Raw genomic sequence first — 15,805 nt, forward strand, 5'->3', positions numbered from 1 at the left:
GGAGCCCGATTCTGATGCCCATCAAAGCTATCCTCACGGATATCGAAGGCACCACCAGTGCAGTGAGTTTCGTGTTCGACGTGTTGTTTCCGTTCGCCAGAAAGCACTTGCCCGCATTCGTTCGCGAAAATGCCGAGCAACCGGCCGTGGCGCAGCAGCTGCAGGCGGTACGCGAGCAGGCCGCTGAACCGGACGCTGATGTCGAGCGCGTCATTGCACTTCTGCTGGAGTGGATCGCCGAGGACCGCAAGGCCACACCGCTCAAGGCCCTGCAGGGCATGGTCTGGGAGCAGGGCTACAGCGCCGGACAGCTCAAGGGCCATGTTTATCCGGATGCTGTCGAGGCCTTGAAACACTGGCATCAACAGGGTTACCGGCTTTACGTTTATTCCTCGGGCTCGATTCAGGCTCAACAATTGATTTTCGGCTGCTCCGAGGCGGGCGACCTGTCCGGCCTGTTCAGCGGTTACTTCGATACGACGTCCGGCCCCAAACGCGAAGCGCAGTCCTACCGGACGATAGCGCAGGCAATGGACTGTCCTGCCGGGGAGATTCTGTTCCTGTCGGATATCGTCGAAGAACTCGATGCCGCACAGTCCGCCGGCATGGCCACATGTGGTCTTGCGCGTGATGGCGGGGCACTTGCCGGGCACCGACATGTGGCCAGTTTTGCGCTTATCGATCCAGCGTCCTTCTAGAAAACTCCCGCCTGCTGTGCGCGGCATCGCCCTGATGCCGCTGCATTGAAATATGCCTGCCACAAGGCTCACACATTACTTTTGTAGGTCTTTTCCTGTTATCGAGTGAGCTGTTGCCTGGTCGAAAGTGCGTTGAATCTGTTTGTTCTGTTCGCGGTTTTTCAACGTGATTATTCGTGTAAGTTCTGCGCCATCGTCACCGGGGTCACGGACAACACCTGTACCGACTGCCGGGCGAAGAAGGAGCGGCAGCGATGGGCAGTGCCATGACAGAAAGCGCAACCAGGGACTTATTGATACAGCAGATGGTGAGCACGATTACCGAGCTCGATGGGCAGACTGCCATCGAAAACGCACTTGAGTGGTTACGGCGCGAATGCAGCAGCGAGCGCGCGATGTTCTTTCAGTTCAAGGGCCCGGTGTTGCTGACATTCATCACGTCCAGCGTCGACGATGCCTGGGGCGAGGCCTACCGCCAGCACGATTTGATCACGCAGGACCCGGTGATCCGTTGTTATCGCAATCAACTGGGCTTCCTGAACTGGCAGGATGCGTTCAGGCAATACCCGGTCTCCGCCTTTTATAACGAGCTCGTCGATGCCTGTGAACTGCTTCCGGCCATCTCCTACGGCTACACCAATCATTGCCGTGGTGCCGACAGCGTGACATCGGTCTGTACCCTGGGCGAAGTTGAGCGTCCCATCAGCGCTGAACAAAAGTACCTCATGAGCAGTCTCATGCCAGTGCTGCACAGTGTCGCGCGTGGTCTGAAGTTCTGTTCACGCGGTCTGACTCATCGCGAACTGGAAGTGTTGCAGTGGGCCAGAGACGGGAAAACGGCCTGGGAGATCTCGATGATCCGCGACGTATCGGAATCGACGGTGAAGTATCACCTCAAGACCATCTACTCCAAGCTGGGCGTTGCCAACAGGGCACAGGCGGTGGGCGAAGCACTTTGTCGTGGTCTGATCAGATAGTCGGCCGACAAAACGCAGGCAAAAAAAAGCCGCGAGAACAAAGTGTAATCGCGGCAAACAAGGGATGAGAGAGCGTAAAGCGGGTGCCACCCAAGAGGGTGGCGGGCAAAATCAATGTGTGTGGTACGTCGGCAGATCAAAACGGTGCTGGCTTTGCAGCATCGAGATAGCTGGCAGCTCGCTGGCTTGTGCAGCCAGGTCGCGGCGGATGGCGCTGATTACCCATTCCAGTTGAACTGGTGTGTGCAACTGAGCATAAGAGACTGAGCGACGGATCTGCTTACCATCCTGGGTACGCAGTGACAACAGAACACCACCATCTGGGCGCGGCTGGGTAGTAACGGTGTAGTCGGAGAATACGGAAGCGAATTTTTCTTGAATAAAAGTCATGTGAGGCGGCTCCATTGCTCATGGGATAACAAGCTTGCAAGTACTATTGCAGTGTCTGTGCCAGTCTTTCCCTTAAAATAAATCCTTTAAAATCAATGACTTGAAATATCCTCTAATTTCAGGCTTCGTGCATTTTGCATGAACACCCTTCGTGCGCCCTGCATTTTGCCGTTTCCTGCACGATGGGGATCGGGCAGAAGGGGGATTGCATGGATAGCGGCGATCAGGAGCAGGCATTGCGCATCCGCGTCGATGCTGATCGAACAGCTGGCGAGACTTGAGGTCAGTGTGTGTATCGACGCCGGGTCAACGCATGCCCGGAGTACCGTGCGCCAAGGAGTAGTTAATGACCGATACAGATATCAGCGCTTCGAAAACCATGACTGAAGACGAAGCCGCCGAGTTCGCCGAACAGGTATTCGATGTGGCTCGCCAGGGAAATGCAGTCATGCTGGAGCGCCTGCTTGAAAAGGGTCTGCCTGCAGATCTGCGCAACCACAAAGGCGATACGCTGCTGATGCTGGCCAGCTATCACTGCCATGCGGATGCGGTCCGTGTGCTACTGAACCACAAGGCTGATCCTGAAATCCGCAACGATAACGGCCAAAGCCCCATCGCCGGTGCAGCGTTCAAGGGCGATCTGGCGGTGGTCAGGTTGCTGGTCGAGGCGGGTGCCGACATAGACGGTGCCTCTGCCGATGGCCGTACCGCATTGATGATGGCGGCGATGTTCAATCGCAACGAAATAGTCGATTACCTGATCAGTCAGGGCGCGGACCCGCATGCCACTGACGCCAAGGGCATCACTGCACTGGGCGCCGCTCAGGCAATGGGCGCGACCGTCACCATTGAGCAGTTGACCAGAATGGGCGTGCAGCCAGCCCGGTCCTGACAGCGAGGCATGAACACATAGAGGCGCGATGGATTTACCGTTATCCTTCGCGCCTCTTTTTTTGCCCGCTATCAGGATCGCCCCCCATGAAAGACTCACTGGTCGAATTAATCAGCAAAGTCAGCTCCGGCTGCATGGGCGACGATGAAATCGTGCATATCGCCGATGAAGCCGCGCAGGCGTATGCCGATCCGCAGGCATTTCTGGCCGCCAACCCTGATATCAACTACGACGATACATTCCCGATCCCGCTGGGCGAGTGGGTCGTGGTGGGCAGTCTGCCGGAAACCGTGCTGTTCCAGGCCGACAGCTACATGGACCTGTTCGAGCAGATCGTTCAGTCGTTTGGCAAGGACGTGACCTTCAACATCAAGCCCAGGCAGCTGGCCAAGGTAGAGCCGCTGGTCGCGCTCAATCGCATTCAGATTCAGTTGAGCAGCATGAACAAGGAGATGGGCGGCTATGTGCTGATGAACTTCAGCCAGCCACTGGATGACGAGTTGCAAGCGGTGCTGGTATACGGCCGTGATGAAGCGCGTGTAGTCGAGCTGGCAGCATCGGCAGGCATCCATGCCGCACCTGCACTGCAGGCATTGCGCGGTTAACCCAGCGCCGTATCGAGAAACATCATCACCGCAAAGCCGCCCATAAGGCCCAGGGTTGCCGAGGTCTGATGGCCATTGCGGTGGGTTTCCGGGATGACTTCATGGGACACCACGAAGATCATCGCGCCTGCTGCCAGCCCCATGCTCAGCGGATAGGCGATGGCAAAGCCGCTGGAGATACCCAGGCCCACCAGTGAGCCCAGTGGCTCCATGAGCCCGGAACCGATGGCCACCAGCATCGCCTTGAAGGCTGACAGGCCGGTGGCGCGCAGGGCCAGCGCAATGGCCAGACCTTCGGGAATGTCCTGAATGGCGATGGCGGTGGTCAATGGCAGGCCGACATTCATGTCGCCGCTGGCGAAACTGACGCCAATCGCCATGCCCTCAGGCAGGTTATGCAGGGTGATCGCCAGCACGAACAGCCAGACCCGACTGATTCGCTCCGAATGAGGTCCCTGGCGGCCTACGCTTTCATGCTCGTGCGGGGTGAATTTGTCCAGTCCCAGCATCAGCAGCACACCCAGTCCCAGACCGGCAACAACCGTCGCAGCGGCCCATGGGCCGCTGTCGGTAATGTCCCGGGCGGCTTCCAGGCCTGGAAGAATCAGCGAGAACGAACTGGCCGCCAGCATCATTCCGGCGGCAAAGCCGAGCATGATGTCCTGAGCGCGTTGCGAAACATTGCGCAGGGCAACCGCCATCACGGCGCCTAGCGCCGTGGCCAGAAAACCCGCGATGCCGCCCAGCAGGGCGTGATTGAAGTTGACCTCACTGGTGCCATGGAAGGCGTTATAAAGACTGATGCCAACGAGGCCGACGACGATCAGCAGGGCGAGGGCAAAGCCCAGGCTCACCAGTGGGCTGCCCTGGAACTGGTTTAACCAGGCCGCCCAGGGCGTTCGGGGTTGTGCGGGCGTAGGCATTGACAGGCTACCTTTGATAAAGGGGGAGCGATGGTGACTGAAATACAAAGTCGACCCCGTCTGGGAGCCCGAGAATATAAGGTTGGTTCAACGGAACCCCCGAACGGCGCTACTATCCTAGGAGGGTAAGCATTCAATTTAGGGGCAACACCATGGGTTCTAGCTTCAACGGCCTGGTCGGCTTGATCATTCTGGCGCTCGATATCTGGGCCATCATCAACGTCTTGAAAAGCGGTGCCGAGACCGGCAAGAAAATCCTCTGGGTATTGCTGATCGTACTGCTTCCTGTGGTAGGCCTGATCATCTGGGCAATCCTCGGACCGCGTGGCAACGTACGCATGTGATGCGTCCACACGCTGGGCAAAACAACGCTTGATTACCTTGGGTAATCAGGCGTTTTTCGTTTCATGCGCCAGGCATTCGCAGCGGCAATGGCACGCCAGGCTGCATAGAGGTTCGACCTGTCATGTTCCTCGACGTAGAATGCGCGCCTTTGTTGTGGGCGGTCGGCCGTCCTGTCATCAGTACCCAGCGGGAGCTTACCCATGAGCGATTATCAGGAAACGTTATACGAAGGCTACGGCCAGCGCTTTCGTATGGAAAAAATGCTTCACGAAGTACGTACCGATCACCAGCACCTGGTGATCTTCCAGAACCCGCGCATGGGCCGTGTCATGGCGCTGGACGGCGTCATTCAGACCACCGAAGCTGACGAGTTCATCTACCACGAAATGCTCACCCATGTGCCGATTCTGGCGCACGGTGCAGCCAAGCGTGTGTTGATCATCGGCGGCGGCGACGGCGGTATGCTACGTGAAGTCGCCAAGCACATGAGCGTCGAACACATCACCATGGTCGAGATCGATGCGACCGTGGTCGAGATGTGCAAGGAATATCTGCCCAATCATTCCAGCGGCGCCTTTGACGATTCGCGTCTGAACCTGGTCATCGACGACGGCATGCGCTTCGTCGCGACCACCGAAGAAAAGTTCGACGTGATCATCTCCGACTCCACCGATCCGATCGGCCCGGGTGAAGTCCTGTTCTCGGAAAACTTTTATCAGGCCTGCCATCGCTGCCTCAACGAAGGCGGCATTCTGGTCACCCAGAACGGCACGCCCTTCATGCAGTTGAGCGGTGTGCAGACCACGGCCGGGCGTATGAACGGTCTGTTTGCCGACTGGCATTTCTATCACGCTGCCATCCCGACCTACATCGGCGGAGCGATGACCTTCGCCTGGGGCTCGACCGACAAGAGCTATCGCAAATTGCCGCTGGAAACCCTGCGTCAGCGTTTCTCGGGCAGCGGTATTGTTACGCGTTATTACAATCCGGAAGTCCACATCGGTGCGTTCGCCTTGCCGCAGTACGTTCTGCAGGCCGTGGGCAAGGCCAGCAACGACTGATGAGTCGGTCCGGCTTCTCGAGCCGGATTCTCTCGAGCGTCGCCTGCAAGGCTTTATAAGCGCTTAATTCGCGACAGAAATTTCACACGTTCTGTCACAGAATTGCGCGCGAAGCTGAACAGGCACGCGTCTTCATGGGCTGACCTGGCCCCTGGCGACCCGCAATCAAGTAATATCTGCGCCCTGTCGCGCGCCGTCTGCCTCAAGAGCAAGGCGGCGCTGCACCCTGAACCTACCCCTGAATCCACCGGATCCTGACAACCATGGCCAAAACGGACGCCCAGATTCATCGGCAAGCCCGCCTGCAAAATCCCACTGTCAAATCGCATCTGGCTTACATCCTGCTCAGTGGCTTCGCCCTGATGGTGATGTATACGCTGTTGCGTATCGGTCTGCTGGTCTACAACCGCGAGATGATTGGCGACACGCCTGCCTCGACGTTCCTTGAAGCACTGTTCAACGGCACGCGCTTCGACCTGCGCCTGACCATGTACCTGTTGATTCCGCTGGTGCTGTCGCTGTTCAGCGCACGCGCCATGGCGGCACGCGGGTTCTTCCGTTTCTGGCTGACCGTGGTCGGCAGCATCACGCTGTTCTTCGGCTTGATGGAAATGGACTTCTACCGTGAGTTTCACCAGCGCCTGAACGGCCTGGTGTTTCAGTACGTCAAGGAAGACCCGAAGACTGTCCTGAGCATGCTCTGGTACGGTTTCCCGGTGGTCCGTTACCTGCTGGCATGGGCCGTGGTGACCTGGCTGCTGAGTCTGGTGTTCAAGGGTATTGACCGTGCAACCCGTCCACGTGTTGCTGCAAAAACCAGTCCGGAGGCCACTCGTTCCATTGCGCCTTGGTATGTGCGCGCCGGTGTGTTCGTGCTGGTGTTGCTGGTCATGGTGGTCTGCATCCGTGGCACCTTGCGCCAGGGCCCGCCTTTGCGCTGGGGCGACGCCTACACCACCGAGTCCAATTTCGCCAACCAGTTGGGGCTCAATGGCACTCTGACGCTGATCACGGCGGCCAAGAGCCGTATGTCCGAAGATCGCGACAACATCTGGAAAGCCACGCTGCCACAGAACGAGGCCCAGCAGACCGTGCGCGACATGCTGCTGACACCGAATGACAAGCTGGTCGAGCCGGATATTGCCGCTGTGCGTCGCGACTTCACGCCACCGGCAGAGAACACCTTGCCGATCCGCAACGTGGTGGTGATCCTGATGGAAAGCTTTGCCGGTCACTCGGTAGGCGCCCTGGGCAACGATGCCAACATCACGCCGTACTTCGACAAGTTGTCCAAGGAAGGCCTGTTGTTCGATCACTTCTTCTCCAACGGTACCCACACCCACCAGGGCATGTTCGCCACCATGGCGTGCTTCCCGAACCTGCCGGGCTTCGAGTACCTGATGCAAACGCCGGAAGGCAGCCACAAGCTGTCGGGTCTTCCGCAATTGCTGAGTACGGGCCGCAACTACGACGACGTCTACGTCTATAACGGCAACTTTGCCTGGGACAACCAGTCGGGTTTCTTCAGCAACCAGGGCATGACCAACTTCGTCGGCCGCGAGGACTTCGTCAATCCGGTGTTCTCCGATCCGACCTGGGGTGTTTCCGACCAGGACATGTTCGACCGTGGTGCGCAGGAGCTCAAGGCCCGTCAGGACGGCAAGCCGTTCTATGCCTTGTTGCAGACCCTGTCCAACCACACGCCGTATGCGCTGCCGGATCCTCTGCCGGTCGAGCGCGTCACCGGGCATGGCTCGCTGGACGAGCATTTGACCGCCATGCGTTATGCCGACTGGGCGCTCGGCCAGTTCTTCGAGAAGGCCAAAAAAGAGCCTTACTACAAGAACACGTTGTTCGTGGTGCTGGGCGACCATGGTTTTGGTAACGATAAGCAACTGACTGAAATGGACCTGGGCCGTTTCAACGTGCCTCTGCTGCTGATCGGCCCTGGTGTGCAGGAGAAGTTCGGCCAGCGCAGCAGCATTGTGGGTACGCAGGTCGACGTAGTACCGACCATCATGGGGCGTCTGGGTGGCCTGAACCGCAACCAGTGCTGGGGCCGCGATCTGCTGAACCTGCCTGAGGGTGACAAGGGCTTCGGTGTGATCAAGCCGTCGGGCAGTGAGCAGGTGGTCGCTATCATCAGCGGCAATCGCATCCTGATCGAACCGACCGAGATGCCTGCCAAGCTGTTGACCTACACGCTCGGTGCCAAGCCGCATGCCGAAGAAGTGCCTGATGCGCCGGACACGCAGGAGCTCAAGCGCAAGCTGGAAAGCTTCCTGCAGACGGCCACCAAGAGCCTGCTGGACAACACGGCCGGTGTAGAAGCCAGCAAAAACCGCAACTAATGACAACCGACTCGTCCGGCTGACCGGCGAGTCGAATCAGTCTGGCGACAAGGGCCCTCGGCATTGACTGCGAGGGTCTTTTTTTTACCCGTCATGGGTGGCCCTGCGGCGTAATCGGTTGAACGAATGCGCGGGCCAAAAGGTCCAGATCACATAAGCCAGAGTGCCTGGCTTCGTATGGGAGGCATTGATGAAACAGTGGGCCATTTTGTATCTGGACAAGGATGGTGTGCAGCAGCGCCGCGAGGCTGGTTTTGATGAGCGTCCCAGTGAGGAAGAGGCTGCGCGTTTCCTGCGCAAGGACCTTTACCCAATGACCGACGAGCTGGATCTCAATGATCTTGACGGGCGTACTGAGGAGCCTACCGTGAAGACGCTCAAGGACCATAACAGTGTGCAGATTATTTCCATTACAGAAGTTGCCTGATCTGCGCTGATTCAAAAACCTTTTCGTGGCAACCACTTGGCATCCGGCCCACGATGGGGCTACTCTGCAGATGAGGCTGTTCAGACGGCCTCTGACATCTCGATACCCGACCGGCGCCAAGCCTGGTCCGGTCAGCTACATGCTTGATTCCCCACGCCGGATTATCTGTCGTGAGGCGGCCCCCGAGGACTCGGCGGTCGCTCTGGAAGAGTTGAAACTCTATCTATCGTTGCATAGGAGGACGTTTCATGAGCACAGCCTATCAAGAGGACATCAGCAGTAACGTACTGCGCCGCATGAAAGAAGGCGGTTTTGACTTCGCGCGAATCTATCCCATCGAGTTCTACGCCATCTTCCCGGATGAGGAACGGGCACGGCAGGCCGCAGAGCAATTTCGCGGCGAATCCCTCAACACCCAGGTAAACGTACGTGATGACGGCCATTGGCACCTGCAATTGAGCAAAGTCATGTACGCGACTTATCACGGCATTGGTGACTTCGAGCAGGACTTCCAGACGGTCATTTCACCTATGGACGGCGAAGTCGAGGGATGGGGCGTTACTCAGGAGATCAGAAGACTGCACGCTTGATGGCTGCGGATTGTCAGGCATACACCACCGGCTGATTCGGGACACGTTCCGGATCGGCCGGTTCTGTTTTCGGCCCGCGTTCATAAACAGTGGTCAAAAAAAAGCCACTCAAACGAGTGGCGCAAAGGGAAGTCTGTTTAAAATCCGCAGGCGTTCTTCATCTGCTGGACAAAATATCGGTTGCGGCAAAAAACGGCGTTTGGTGCCCTGTTTGCTCGGTTGCTGTGGAGTGTGGCGAACTAATGCTGTTGGCGGAAATCAACTCTGACTATGCTGATCATAGATTTCACGGTTGAATGACGCTTCCGAATGAGGCGCAAAAGAATTGGCTTGGGCGTTTAGTGCACAGGAATGGTGCGTAGAACGTCGAGTGTTTACCTAACCTTTTGAAATTAAAGCGTTTATGCCGGTGGCACGGGCTTTGCGATGGTCTTGGTGTCCATGGTGACAAGGAGTACGGCATGATCCGCACCTTTTATGACGAGATGTACGATGCGGGCGGCGTAGTCCGTCCGCACTATCGGGAGTTCGCCCGCTGGCTGGGTGATACGCCTCCCGAGCTTTTGGCTCAACGCAGGCGCGAAGCTGATCTGCTGTTTCACCGTGCCGGGATCACGTTCACACTCTATGGTGATGAGCAGGGCACCGAGCGGCTTATCCCTTTCGATACCATCCCGCGCAGCATCCCGGCCAGCGAATGGCGGGTTGTCGAGCGTGGCTGCATTCAGCGCGTCAAGGCGCTGAACATGTTTCTCGCGGATCTGTATCACGACCAGCGCATTATCAAGGCCGGGATCATTCCCGCCGAACAGGTGCTGGCCAACGAGCAGTACCAGTTGGCAATGCAGGGCCTGAATCTGCACCGCGATCTGTACTCGCATATTTCCGGCGTCGATCTGGTGCGCGACGGTGATGGCACGTATTACGTGCTGGAAGACAACCTGCGCACTCCGAGCGGCGTGAGCTACATGCTCGAAGACCGCAAGATGATGATGCGCCTGTTTCCGGAGCTGTTTTCCGCACAGCGCATTGCGCCGATCGATCATTACCCGAACCTGTTGCTCGACACGCTCAAGAGTTCCAGCCATCTGGACAACCCGAGTGTCGTGGTGCTGACGCCTGGCCGCTTCAACAGCGCCTTTTTCGAGCATGCGTTTCTGGCTCGCGAGATGGGCGTTGAACTGGTGGAAGGTGCCGACCTGTTTGTCCGTGATGACCGCGTGTTCATGCGCACCACCGACGGCCCGAAAGCCGTTGATGTGATCTATCGTCGTCTCGATGACGCATTCCTCGATCCGCTGGCCTTCAACCCTGATTCGATGCTGGGCGTTCCTGGGCTGCTGTCTGCCTATCGATCCGGCAATGTGGTGCTGGCCAATGCCATCGGTACCGGCGTCGCGGATGACAAGTCGGTTTACCCCTACGTCACCGACATGATTCGCTTCTATCTGGATGAAGAGCCGATTCTCAAAAACGTGCCGACCTGGCAGTGCCGCAAGCCGGAAGAGCTGTCCCATGTGCTGGCCAACCTCGGCGATCTGGTCGTCAAGGAAACCCAGGGCTCCGGTGGCTACGGCATGCTGGTCGGCCCCGCAGCGACCGCCGCCGAGATCGAAGCCTTCCGGGCACGCCTCAAGGCCAAGCCGCATGCGTACATCGCCCAACCCACCTTGTGCCTGTCGACCTGTCCGACCTTTGTCGAGAACGGCATCGCCCCGCGACATATCGATTTGCGCCCGTTTGTTCTGTCCGGTCGTGAAACCCGCGTTGTGCCTGGCGGGCTTACCCGAGTGGCCTTGCGTGAAGGCTCACTGGTGGTCAATTCGTCACAGGGTGGCGGAACCAAAGACACCTGGGTGGTCGAGGATTAAGGATGCCTGCCAATGTTAAGTAGAACTGCCTCTGATCTTTTCTGGATGTCGCGTTACCTGGAGCGAGCGGAGAACCTCGCCCGCATGCTGGACGTGAGCTATTCGCTGTCGCTGATGCCGCAGGACGGGCGGGGCGACGGGCTGGATGAAATAGCCATGCCGTTGCTGATCACCGGAACGCTGGAAACCTATATCGAGCGTCATGGCGAGCTGCATGCCGAGCGCATGCTGCATTTCTTTGCCCTGGACGCCACCAACCCCGCCAGCATCTACAGCTGCCTGGGCGCAGCGAGGGCCAGTGCGCACGCGGTGCGCGGGCGCATCACCGCAGACATGTGGGAGAACATCAACTCCACCTGGCTGGAGATTCGCGGCATCGCCCAGCAGGGCCTGACCCGCTACGGCATGAGCCGTTTCTGTGAATGGGTCAAGGAGCGTTCGCACCTGTTCCGTGGCGCGACCTACGGCACCATCATGCGTAACGATGCGTTCCGTTTCATCCGTCTGGGCACGTTCATCGAGCGCGCCGACAACACCATGCGCATGCTCGATGCCCGCTATGAAATGCTTGAATTGCGTGGGCCACAGGCCAATGCTGCGGCAGACAACTCGGCGGCCGGTTATTACCAGTGGAGCGCCTTGCTGCGCGCACTGTCCTCGTTCGAGGCTTACACTGAAGTCTATCGGGATGCGCCAGGCGCGCGTCAGGTTGCTGAACTGTTGTTGCTGCGTGCTGACATTCCACGCTCGCTACGCGCGTGCCTGGAAGAGATGGACGTCATTCTGGCCAGCCTGCCGGGCGTCAACGGGCGTCCCGCACAGCGCATGGCGGCCGAGATGGATGCCAGATTGCGCTACACCAGCATCGACGAGATCCTGGCTGAAGGCCTGCACGAGTGGTTGAACGAATTCATTCCGCTGCTGGCCCAACTGGGTGATGCCATTCACACTTCGTACCTGGAGGCTGCATGAGACTTTCGATAAGCCATGAGACCACCTATCACTACGATGACCAGGTGCGCTCGAGTATCCAGTATCTGCGCCTGACGCCTCACGACAGTGAGCGCCAGCAAGTGCTCAGCTGGCAGCTGACGTTGCCACGTCCGGTGCGTGCGCAGATCGATCCCTTTGGCAATATCCTGCACGTCCTGAGCCTGGAAGAGCCGCACGAAGCGATCATCATCGGCGCGCGCGGGCAGGTGGAAATCGACGAAACCCGCGAGGCCGAGCACGAAAGCCAGTCGGCATTACCGTTTTTGCGCGTGACGCGACTGACCGAGCCTGACGAAGCGATTCGCAGTTTTGCGGCGATGGAGTGTCGCAAGCGGGCTGACCGCACAGGGTTGATCGACCTGATGCAGGCGCTCAACCAGCACATGACCTACACCCAGGGCGCGACCGAAGTGGACACCAGTGCCGCGCAGGCCTTCGCCGGACGCTCTGGCGTCTGTCAGGACCATACTCATGCGTTTCTGGCCTGTGCCCGCAGCCTTGGGGTGCCGGCCCGTTATGTTTCCGGTTATCTGTGCAGCGAAGACAGCGAGCATCTGTCCAGCCACGCCTGGGCCGAGGCCTGGATAGACGACGCCTGGTACAGTTTCGATGTCACCAATCAGTTGGCGATCCCCGAGCGCCATTTGAAACTGGCGGTCGGGCTGGACTATCTGGACGCCTGTCCGGTGCGCGGCATGCGGCGCGGCGGCGGATCCGAGCAGATGCACGCCAAGGTCGTGGTGTCGCCCATGACCGGCACGCCGAAAGTGAAAACCCGCGTGCAAGTCCAGACGCAGCATCAGTAACCCGCAGCGGGTCTGCGCATCATGAAATGGCCGGGCTCAACTACCCGGCCATTGTTCATTCGGCAGGGTCGTCGGTGATGTCGTAGAGCGCGTTATGCAGCTCTTCATAGTTGCCGCCATTGATGACGCTGAAGTAGCCCGCAGCCCTGAGCTGTTCCTGAGCCTTGTCGGCCTTGCTGTCCGTGCTGCTGAAAATGACGAACACGGCATTGCGGTCGTTGAGCACCTGTTTCATCTGATTGACCAACCGTCGGTCATCGACGCGTACGGCGTTCAGTACCGTGCCTGCGTCATAGTCGGTCTGGCTACGTACATCCATTGCCAGTTTGCCTTCCTTCAACGCTGCCACGGCCGCAGCCTGATCGACCATCCCCGCGTGTGCTGCGAAGCTGCTGACAAGTGCCCAAACAGCAATCCATTGGCGCATAAACCCACCTCCCTCAGTGCGAATGGAAAGAGTTGCACAGTTGAACATAGTTCGAAAGCGCGTGGATCAGCCAAACAATCGATTCAGGTTAGGCACGATCAATAACAGCGCAGTGGTAAAGAGGATCAATCCCGCCTGACGTACTTTGGAGTGCTTGAACTTGAACATGGCTGACCGCCTTTTGTTGTTATTCCTGAGCGACAGAAGCAGGCCGATCCGCAAAACGGATCATCGACTGCTGGCAAGGTTGCGCATTGAACAGGTGGGTCCGGTCATTCGACCGCTGGCCCGAGCGCTGAAAGGATTTTGCGCGCTTCCTGTTACAGATCTAACCATAGAGCCGAGGTGCCCTGGAGTTTAGAACTGTTGGGAATCTAAAATTGCTTATCTAGAAGCGAAAGCTATTATCGGAAGGGGCGCTGAATCAACAGGCCTTTTCTAGACGCTTCGTCTTTGCCCGTCAGCTTTGCACCGTTCGTCCGGGACAGATTTTTCCTACATGGAATAAACGTCTGAAGCGGGACGGGGCACTGCTTGATTTGCCGAGGCCTTCAAGGCAGGCTCTGCCGGTGCGCTACTGCCTCATTACTGCTTCAGGATCCCTTTTATGTCTTTACGCATCTGTATTCTGGAAACCGACAATCTGCGACCTGAACTGGTCGAGCAATATCACGGGTATGGGCGGATGTTCGAATTACTCTTCGCTCGCCAGCCCATCGCCGCAGAGCTGACGGTTTACAACGTGGTGCAGGGCGACTATCCACCTTCAGACGAGCAGTTCGATGCTTACCTGGTGACCGGCAGCAAGGCCGACTCATTTGGCACCGACCCCTGGATTCAGACCTTGAAGGTCTATCTGCTGGAACTGTATCAGCGCGGCGAAAAACTGCTGGGCATCTGCTTCGGTCACCAGTTGCTGGCCTTACTGCTGGGCGGCAGGACCGAGCGTGCCGTGCAGGGGTGGGGCGTCGGGATTCACCATTATCAACTGGCCCCCGCCAGGCCGTGGATGACACCGGCGATGGACACGCTCACGCTGCTGATCAGTCATCAGGATCAGGTCACCGCGCTGCCCGAGAACGCCACGGTCATTGCGTCCAGCGAGTTCTGCCCGTTTGCGGCTTACCATATCAATGATCAGGTGCTGTGTTTCCAGGGGCATCCCGAGTTCATCCATGATTTTTCACGCACCTTGCTTGACCTTCGTCAGGAAGCGCTGGGCGAGCAGATTTACAAGCAGGGTGTGGCCAGCCTTGACCACGACCATCATGGCGCGACAGTGGCGGAATGGATGATGCGCTTTGTGGCGCACAAACCGGAAAAACAGTCAGTCTGACCCGGCGCATGGCCCATCGTCATGCGTTCGCCGGACTGTTTGAATGAGGTTGCAGTGGCGGGTTTATAGCCAGCCGGAGCGCTTGAAGCTGGCGAACAGTGCCGTACACCCGCCCAGAATGACGCCCAGCACGATGAAGTAGCCGTATTCCCACTTGAGTTCAGGCATGTTCTCGAAATTCATGCCGTAGATGCCGGCAATCGCTGTCGGGAACGCCAGAATCGCTGCCCAACCGGCGAACTTGCGTTGCACGATGCTCTGCCGCGAAGACTCCAGCAGCAGGCCGATTTCGATCGTCTGGCTGGCGATGTCACACAGGTTGCCCAGGTCTTCCATCTGGCGCTTGACGTGAATTTCGACATCGCGAAAGTAGGGGCGCATGTTCTTGTCGATGAACGGAAAACTCAGTCTCTGCAATTCTTCGCCCACTTCCACCATGGGTGCCACGTAGCGACGCATGCGTAACAGGTCGCGGCGCAGGGCATGAATGTGCTGGATGTCGGACTCGCGCAACGAGCCACCGATGACGCTCTGCTCCAGTTGCTCGAGCTCGGCGTGAATGGCTTCGGTCACCGGCTGATAGTTCTCGGTCACGAAGTCCAGAAGCGCGTAGAGCACGAAGTCTTCGCCGTGCTCCAGCAGCAGTGGTCTGGCCTCGCAACGCTGACGCACCAGCCCGTAGGACTTGGAGTGGCCGTTGCGCGAGGTGATGACATAGCCCTTGCCGGCGAAGATATGGGTTTCGATGAACAGCAGCTTGCCGTTGTCGCGTACGGGGGCGTAAGTCACGATGAACAGTGCATCGCCAAAGGTTTCCAGCTTCGGACGGCTATGCACCTCCAGCGCGTCTTCAAGGGCCAGCTCATGCAGATTGAACTGCTCCTTGAGGCTGGTCAGCTCCGCGTTGGTGGGCTGCTCCAGTCCTATCCAGACAAAGTGATCGGGCTTGGCTGCCCAGGCGGCGCCCTCATCGAGGGTGATATCACGGACTTTTTTACCCTTGCTGTACACCGCTGCTGCAACAACTCGACCCATGGTGCTATCGCTTCTTCAATTTGTCAGTGGCGCAAAAACATGCGCGGTCGCTGATCAGATTGATCAAATGCGTATGAG

At 58.1% G+C, this 15,805-nt stretch carries 17 protein-coding genes; 13 read left to right on the plus strand and 4 right to left on the minus strand.

All coding sequences use genetic code 11. The annotated features are described in order from the left end of the window. Positions 1 to 14: 14 nt before the first annotated feature. Both mtnC and PI739_RS04405 read left to right on the plus strand, forming a co-directional pair. Positions 15 to 698: an acireductone synthase gene (mtnC, locus tag PI739_RS04400; RefSeq protein ID WP_103735599.1), complete on the plus strand. Its 684-nt coding sequence runs from the start codon at positions 15 to 17 to the stop codon at positions 696 to 698. Positions 699 to 952: 254 nt separating this feature from the next. Beyond that, on the plus strand, positions 953 to 1,675 hold the full coding sequence (locus PI739_RS04405; protein WP_271351507.1) for a helix-turn-helix transcriptional regulator: 723 nt from the start codon (positions 953 to 955) through the stop codon (positions 1,673 to 1,675). A gap of 111 nt (positions 1,676 to 1,786) precedes the next feature. Here the strand turns inward: PI739_RS04405 and PI739_RS04410 are convergent, their stop codons facing one another. Next, entirely contained in the window at positions 1,787 to 2,065 is a 279-nt protein-coding gene (locus PI739_RS04410) for a DUF3509 domain-containing protein (protein ID WP_271351508.1), read from the minus strand. 346 nt (positions 2,066 to 2,411) lie between these two features. Here PI739_RS04410 and PI739_RS04415 point away from each other — a divergent pair, with 346 nt between their 5' ends. Both PI739_RS04415 and PI739_RS04420 read left to right on the plus strand, forming a co-directional pair. After that, positions 2,412 to 2,957, plus strand: coding sequence for an ankyrin repeat domain-containing protein (locus tag PI739_RS04415; RefSeq protein ID WP_003436706.1), 546 nt, complete (start codon positions 2,412 to 2,414; stop codon positions 2,955 to 2,957). A gap of 86 nt (positions 2,958 to 3,043) precedes the next feature. Next, positions 3,044 to 3,562: a hypothetical protein gene (locus PI739_RS04420; RefSeq protein WP_003371543.1), complete on the plus strand. Its 519-nt coding sequence runs from the start codon at positions 3,044 to 3,046 to the stop codon at positions 3,560 to 3,562. On the opposite strand, the gene PI739_RS04425 is transcribed toward PI739_RS04420, so the two are convergent. Next, on the minus strand, positions 3,559 to 4,485 hold the full coding sequence (locus tag PI739_RS04425) for a ZIP family metal transporter (protein ID WP_003436702.1): 927 nt from the start codon (positions 4,483 to 4,485) through the stop codon (positions 3,559 to 3,561). The genes PI739_RS04420 and PI739_RS04425 overlap by 4 nt on opposite strands. 152 nt (positions 4,486 to 4,637) lie before the next feature. On the opposite strand from PI739_RS04425, the gene PI739_RS04430 reads away from it, so the two are divergent. From PI739_RS04430 to PI739_RS04465, 8 genes are all read left to right on the plus strand, one after another. Further along, on the plus strand, positions 4,638 to 4,829 hold the full coding sequence (locus PI739_RS04430) for a PLDc N-terminal domain-containing protein (RefSeq protein WP_003315122.1): 192 nt from the start codon (positions 4,638 to 4,640) through the stop codon (positions 4,827 to 4,829). 201 nt (positions 4,830 to 5,030) lie between these two features. Next, positions 5,031 to 5,891: a polyamine aminopropyltransferase gene (gene speE, locus PI739_RS04435; protein ID WP_003371548.1), complete on the plus strand. Its 861-nt coding sequence runs from the start codon at positions 5,031 to 5,033 to the stop codon at positions 5,889 to 5,891. A gap of 263 nt (positions 5,892 to 6,154) precedes the next feature. Further along, positions 6,155 to 8,242: an LTA synthase family protein gene (locus PI739_RS04440; RefSeq protein ID WP_271351509.1), complete on the plus strand. Its 2,088-nt coding sequence runs from the start codon at positions 6,155 to 6,157 to the stop codon at positions 8,240 to 8,242. Positions 8,243 to 8,432: 190 nt separating this feature from the next. Next, positions 8,433 to 8,669, plus strand: coding sequence for a hypothetical protein (locus PI739_RS04445; RefSeq protein WP_003436696.1), 237 nt, complete (start codon positions 8,433 to 8,435; stop codon positions 8,667 to 8,669). 248 nt (positions 8,670 to 8,917) lie between these two features. Then, positions 8,918 to 9,259, plus strand: coding sequence for a ribonuclease E inhibitor RraB (locus tag PI739_RS04450; RefSeq protein ID WP_003371555.1), 342 nt, complete (start codon positions 8,918 to 8,920; stop codon positions 9,257 to 9,259). A 461-nt stretch (positions 9,260 to 9,720) separates the two neighbouring features. Further along, complete coding sequence (locus PI739_RS04455) at positions 9,721 to 11,130, plus strand: circularly permuted type 2 ATP-grasp protein (RefSeq protein ID WP_003371557.1); 1,410 nt, start codon at positions 9,721 to 9,723, stop codon at positions 11,128 to 11,130. Between the two features lie 12 nt (positions 11,131 to 11,142). After that, the gene (locus PI739_RS04460) at positions 11,143 to 12,102 is read left to right on the plus strand and encodes an alpha-E domain-containing protein (RefSeq protein ID WP_003371559.1); all 960 of its coding nucleotides are present in this window, start codon (positions 11,143 to 11,145) and stop codon (positions 12,100 to 12,102) included. Next, the gene (locus PI739_RS04465) at positions 12,099 to 12,929 is read left to right on the plus strand and encodes a transglutaminase family protein (protein ID WP_003371560.1); all 831 of its coding nucleotides are present in this window, start codon (positions 12,099 to 12,101) and stop codon (positions 12,927 to 12,929) included. Before PI739_RS04460 ends, PI739_RS04465 begins: the two co-directional genes overlap by 4 nt. A 55-nt stretch (positions 12,930 to 12,984) precedes the next feature. Here PI739_RS04465 and PI739_RS04470 read toward each other — a convergent pair whose 3' ends face one another. After that, positions 12,985 to 13,356, minus strand: a complete 372-nt coding sequence (locus PI739_RS04470; RefSeq protein WP_005731508.1) for a rhodanese-like domain-containing protein — start codon at positions 13,354 to 13,356, stop codon at positions 12,985 to 12,987. A 607-nt stretch (positions 13,357 to 13,963) separates the two neighbouring features. On the opposite strand from PI739_RS04470, the gene PI739_RS04475 reads away from it, so the two are divergent. Continuing rightward, positions 13,964 to 14,692 (plus strand): amidotransferase, encoded by a 729-nt coding sequence (locus PI739_RS04475; RefSeq protein ID WP_271351510.1) that lies wholly within the window; start codon positions 13,964 to 13,966, stop codon positions 14,690 to 14,692. Positions 14,693 to 14,755: 63 nt separating this feature from the next. On the opposite strand, the gene PI739_RS04480 is transcribed toward PI739_RS04475, so the two are convergent. After that, positions 14,756 to 15,727 (minus strand): magnesium and cobalt transport protein CorA, encoded by a 972-nt coding sequence (locus PI739_RS04480; protein WP_003371567.1) that lies wholly within the window; start codon positions 15,725 to 15,727, stop codon positions 14,756 to 14,758. Positions 15,728 to 15,805 lie beyond the last annotated feature (78 nt).

It is taken from the genome of Pseudomonas cerasi (assembly GCF_027983475.1).
GTDB classification, from domain to species: domain Bacteria; phylum Pseudomonadota; class Gammaproteobacteria; order Pseudomonadales; family Pseudomonadaceae; genus Aquipseudomonas; species Aquipseudomonas cerasi.

What these genes read in the sequence shown, in the direction of transcription:
- mtnC (WP_103735599.1), top strand. Translation starts at nt 15, where the DNA reads ATGCCCATCAAAGCTATCCTCACGGATATCGAAGGCACCACCAGTGCA.
- PI739_RS04405 (WP_271351507.1), top strand. Translation starts at nt 953, where the DNA reads ATGGGCAGTGCCATGACAGAAAGCGCAACCAGGGACTTATTGATACAG.
- PI739_RS04410 (WP_271351508.1), bottom strand. Translation starts at nt 2,065, where the DNA reads ATGACTTTTATTCAAGAAAAATTCGCTTCCGTATTCTCCGACTACACC.
- PI739_RS04415 (WP_003436706.1), top strand. Translation starts at nt 2,412, where the DNA reads ATGACCGATACAGATATCAGCGCTTCGAAAACCATGACTGAAGACGAA.
- PI739_RS04420 (WP_003371543.1), top strand. Translation starts at nt 3,044, where the DNA reads ATGAAAGACTCACTGGTCGAATTAATCAGCAAAGTCAGCTCCGGCTGC.
- PI739_RS04425 (WP_003436702.1), bottom strand. Translation starts at nt 4,485, where the DNA reads ATGCCTACGCCCGCACAACCCCGAACGCCCTGGGCGGCCTGGTTAAAC.
- PI739_RS04430 (WP_003315122.1), top strand. Translation starts at nt 4,638, where the DNA reads ATGGGTTCTAGCTTCAACGGCCTGGTCGGCTTGATCATTCTGGCGCTC.
- speE (WP_003371548.1), top strand. Translation starts at nt 5,031, where the DNA reads ATGAGCGATTATCAGGAAACGTTATACGAAGGCTACGGCCAGCGCTTT.
- PI739_RS04440 (WP_271351509.1), top strand. Translation starts at nt 6,155, where the DNA reads ATGGCCAAAACGGACGCCCAGATTCATCGGCAAGCCCGCCTGCAAAAT.
- PI739_RS04445 (WP_003436696.1), top strand. Translation starts at nt 8,433, where the DNA reads ATGAAACAGTGGGCCATTTTGTATCTGGACAAGGATGGTGTGCAGCAG.
- PI739_RS04450 (WP_003371555.1), top strand. Translation starts at nt 8,918, where the DNA reads ATGAGCACAGCCTATCAAGAGGACATCAGCAGTAACGTACTGCGCCGC.
- PI739_RS04455 (WP_003371557.1), top strand. Translation starts at nt 9,721, where the DNA reads ATGATCCGCACCTTTTATGACGAGATGTACGATGCGGGCGGCGTAGTC.
- PI739_RS04460 (WP_003371559.1), top strand. Translation starts at nt 11,143, where the DNA reads ATGTTAAGTAGAACTGCCTCTGATCTTTTCTGGATGTCGCGTTACCTG.
- PI739_RS04465 (WP_003371560.1), top strand. Translation starts at nt 12,099, where the DNA reads ATGAGACTTTCGATAAGCCATGAGACCACCTATCACTACGATGACCAG.
- PI739_RS04470 (WP_005731508.1), bottom strand. Translation starts at nt 13,356, where the DNA reads ATGCGCCAATGGATTGCTGTTTGGGCACTTGTCAGCAGCTTCGCAGCA.
- PI739_RS04475 (WP_271351510.1), top strand. Translation starts at nt 13,964, where the DNA reads ATGTCTTTACGCATCTGTATTCTGGAAACCGACAATCTGCGACCTGAA.
- PI739_RS04480 (WP_003371567.1), bottom strand. Translation starts at nt 15,727, where the DNA reads ATGGGTCGAGTTGTTGCAGCAGCGGTGTACAGCAAGGGTAAAAAAGTC.